Annotated in this window: 4 protein-coding genes; 2 read left to right on the top strand and 2 right to left on the bottom strand. The window is 62.8% G+C overall.

All coding sequences use genetic code 11. From position 1 onward, the window contains the following. A partial coding sequence (locus FJY68_13760) for a hypothetical protein (GenBank protein MBM3332891.1) occupies window positions 1-371 on the top strand: 371 nt, incomplete at its 5' end. Between the two features lie 253 nt (window positions 372-624). On the opposite strand, the gene FJY68_13755 is transcribed toward FJY68_13760, so the two are convergent. Together FJY68_13755 and FJY68_13750 are read right to left on the bottom strand one after the other, a co-directional pair. Then, window positions 625-1269 carry a hypothetical protein gene (locus FJY68_13755; GenBank protein ID MBM3332890.1) on the bottom strand — a complete coding sequence of 215 codons (645 nt, stop codon included), beginning with the start codon at window positions 1267-1269 and terminating at the stop codon, window positions 625-627. Between the two features lie 10 nt (window positions 1270-1279). Beyond that, window positions 1280-2893, bottom strand: coding sequence for a hypothetical protein (locus FJY68_13750; GenBank protein MBM3332889.1), 1614 nt, complete (start codon window positions 2891-2893; stop codon window positions 1280-1282). Window positions 2894-3736: 843 nt separating this feature from the next. On the opposite strand from FJY68_13750, the gene FJY68_13745 reads away from it, so the two are divergent. Next, window positions 3737-3921 (top strand): helix-turn-helix domain-containing protein (locus tag FJY68_13745; protein MBM3332888.1); only part of this gene is annotated, 185 nt, incomplete at its 3' end.

The raw sequence follows: 3921 nt of genomic DNA, 5'->3' as shown, positions 1-3921 counted from the left end.
TGCGTGTCACGGTTGTTTTCGACGGCCGCGCCTCCGCCGGGCAGCAGACCCGGCCGCCCGGCGGCATCGAGGTCGTCTTCTCCCGCGCGCCGCAGACCGCGGACGCGAAGATAAAGACGATGCTGTCGCTGGAGAAGAGCCCGAAGTCGTGGACCGTGGTCACGTCCGACAATTCCATCGTCCTCTTTGCCCGCGACTTTGGAGCGAAGAACATCCCTTCCGCCGAGTTCGCGGCCAGGCTCGGGACCACAATTCCCAAACTCGGCCCCAATCGGCCTGCACAGAAGGACACACCGATGTCCGCGGCCGAGGTCGCGGAGTGGGAAGAGTTCTTCCGCAGGGGCCGGCAGGACAAAGGCGAGCGGTCCTAGTGGTCAGCCAGCTTGGGTTTGCGCCTGCGCCTGGGCCGGCCATCCGCAACGGGCCATCAGCCTCCGCGCCAACTGCAACCTGCAGACTGGTTGCTGGTCACTCGCTACCTACGGCAGCACGATGTCCCGAAGCTTCCCGAAGTGGGGCGCCTGTCGCTGGTTCCACAGCATCTTGACGCGCTGCGGATTCTCTCTGCTGAAGTCCCCGAAATCCCACCTTCAGCCTGGGAAGTAGTCGCCGGGCTCGCGGACTCTATCTGACCCCGCCCACGCGACCGAGGATGGTCTCGACCAGCGGGATTCCGGGCGGGATCGACGGGACAGAACCGAGGCCCTCGGGGCCGGTACGGTAGCGCCCGACGTAGTAGGCGATACCGAGAAACTGCGACTGGACTCTGGGGCCGGAGTCGGACCACGGGTTGGTTGCCGCGCACGCCCCGGAGGAGTATCCGAGGGCCGCGGGCGAGAAGTCGAACAGGGAAGGGCTTTGGCCCGGGAGCCGTCCGGACTGCACGCCGCTCACGCGGCCGCAGAATCGCTGGTTGGGCAGGACGAACATCACGTTGAGCCAGCCGACCGGCAGGGAGCCGCCATACGGATCCCAGCTGCTGCTCGAGAAGGTCTGGACGGCGGAGTCCCCTGCTCTCCCGCTCTTTGCGAGTGTCGTATCGCCGGCGTCGAACGCCAGCAACCGGGCTCCCATCTGTGAGTACTGCAGGTGCGTACCCCATTGACCCAGCAGCACGATCCCCAACAGCACTCCGGCGATGAACAGCAGCACGAGTACTGCCTCGAGAGCGGCTACTCCGCGGTCGTCGGCCAGGTGGCGCCGCACTGCCGCACCGACGCTGCGGCCTACCAGGTAAGGTCTCCGGGTGACGGAAGCCAGGTTTCTCATTTTTCCCTCCTTATGGCAGGAGAACGTGTCTCCGCAGTTCGTCGAGGTTGTTGAAGGAACTGCGGCTGCGACCCGGGTATGCGGTGTCGCCGAGTATGACGTGCACCCCGGCAGAGTCCATTGCCACGAGCCTGGCATCCCACGCCGGCGTGAAGAAGTAGTCGTACGCTGCAGGATTGGTCCGGCCCAGATATGGCTGGGACTGACCCACGGTGAACAACGGGCTGGCCGGCGCAACTTTGGAACGAGGGAAGAGCTTTCCGCCGATCTTCGCGCCCATACCATACGGTGCGGTCGAGCCTTCCTGCCGCCAGGCGTAGGCGACGGTGTGGAACTCGCGGTCCGGGTTGACCCGGCGGGGGCGGACCTTCCCGCCCTTGTGACCAATGGTCGACTCGGCGCCGACATAAACGCCGGTGATGCGAATCGTGGATGTATCCACGACGTCGCCGCTGTCTCGAATCCAGATGAAACTGGAGTCAAGCAGATTGCCGGAGTCGGGATAGGTGTAGATCCACTGGCCGAGCGTGTCGTTCTTGGGAATATGCAGGTCTGCCTGCCAGACTGTGTCCCGTTTGTACCGGTTGTCGGAAGGGTGCCCGGAGATGAAGATCCAGGGCGGTGAGTTCTTGTACGGCTCGTTGCCCACCCCGTTGGGCCAGATGAAAGGAGTATGCGGAACACTCTCGTTGCAGGACACGACCCAGTGCCCCCAGCTATCCCCTTGCAGGTAAGCGTTCATCCATTTGCCCGGTTTCTGGCGGTACTCTGCCGCGGTGTCGTAGACGCCGGTAACAGTATTGTAGAAGACCTGGATGATGGTCTTCTGGTACATCCGCTTCAGCACCTGCCTCACCCGGTACCAGCGGCTTGAGTCGGTGTAGTAGGCCCAGACGTCCCAGGTGGTCGGGCTGACGATAATCAGCCCGTGGGCGTCGGTGATGTTGGAATCACCGGTCGGGATGTGCTCAAGACTGGAACCCAGCTGGGCCAGGTCGGCGAAAATCAGAGCGTCGCCGCTATCGTCTTCCGCGAGCAGGGGTATTGTGTCGTTGGTCCGCACCAGCACCCTGCCTCCCGCAGTTTGAGTCGCGGGATACGAGCCCACGGTCCGGCTCGCCTCTTCGCTGCCCAGCGCTGCCGCCAGGTCGGAGAAGCTGGCGGAGATGTCGTCCTGCAGACTCCGGAGCCATAGCGCGGCCGCGTCGAGTTGCTGGATCGCGCCGGGGTACTCCACCGAATGGGCTGTGACCGGGTCAGAGGTTCCCAGAAGCGCAAGGGTGAGCCCTTCGCCCATCTCCCTTACCGACGCATGGCTTGTGTCTTTGTAGAGTGCCTGTGCCAGCGCTTCGCCCATGGTAAGCACAACCATCCACATGTGGATGCTGCGGATACCGATGTTCATGTTCGCATTCAGGTTGAGCGAACGTGATAGCCAGATGGAGCCGGTGAAGGATCCCACGTCCGCCGCGGTCTGGGCGCGCACCTTCTGGGTCGTCACACGTGTGGCATTGGGGACCACCAGCAGGAAGGCAATGATAGCCAGAGCCAGAACTATGGAGAAAAGCAGAACCTGTCCCTTTTCATCCCTGAAGATCCGGCTCGTAAAAGTCTCTCGTCGCATTACTTCTCCTCTGGAGCTGGCGTTCTCACGGCTGGATCGAGCCGTGCTGTCGCTCCTCTCGGAACATTGTTAGACCCCAGGATCGCCCATCCGGTTCGGCCGAACGGCCAGGGCAGGCAGGGCCGACCAATCGCCTCTGCCGTTGGCAATTCTCCGGCAACGCCAAGCCTGCATGGTTCCCGGAGTTTCGGGCACGCTCAGCTTGGCTGCAAGCCAGGCTGGGGGAGAACCGGGGTGCTTCACCCAACTCCATGGCTGTCGCGGCCATGGCATCTCGCTTCGAGTCTTCATCAAGGCTGGAAGAGACTCAGTTAGCATCGGTTTCGAAAATAGCTGCGTGCCTGTCTGTGTCAAGTTGAAGGCTGCATCGGAAATCGGTGCCGGAGACCTGGCGGATACCTTGGTAGGAGTCATGGCTGGGGTCGTGGCTTGAGGCGCAGCAGGAGCCGGAGCGGATGTCGTTGCCAGAGCGGTAGCTGATGTCGTAGCCGGCATTGCGACGTGAGCCGCAACCGAAGCTGTTGCTTGAGTCGCGACAGGAGACGCTGCGTGAGCTGCAGCAGGTGTCACTCCAGGCGTCACTGCGGGCGTCGCAGCAGGAGTCATAGCGGTTGACATAGCCGGAGTCATGGCAGGCGTCGCAGCGCAGGTCGTAGCAGGAGCCGCAACGGGTGAAGCAGCCAGAGCCGCAACGGGAGTCGCAGTCTGAGCTGTAACGGGTGAGGCTACGGGACCAGTGCAGGGGTGGTTTCCCGGCATCACAGCGTAAGTCATTTTGACACAGTCGGTTGTGTCGGTCTCTGACTTGACGTCGAATCTACGATATCGTAGAATCAGCCTCGGATGAAGCCTTCACCTGAGACGTTCGTCTTCACGTCTGAGCTGGGTGTGAGGCTACGGGATCTGCGTCTCAAGGCAGGTTTGACCCAGCTTGAGCTGGCCCGGGCGATGGGCCGGGGCGGCAAGAACGCGGGCAATCTGGTGAGCCGGCTTGAACGGGGCGATGAGCCCTACCCGTCGTTCGGGCT

The sequence above is a fragment of the candidate division WOR-3 bacterium genome (genome assembly GCA_016867815.1).
Lineage (GTDB): Bacteria > Hydrothermota > Tepidihabitantia > Tepidihabitantales > Tepidihabitantaceae > UBA2258.
This window is presented reverse-complemented; position numbering and strand designations above follow the sequence as displayed.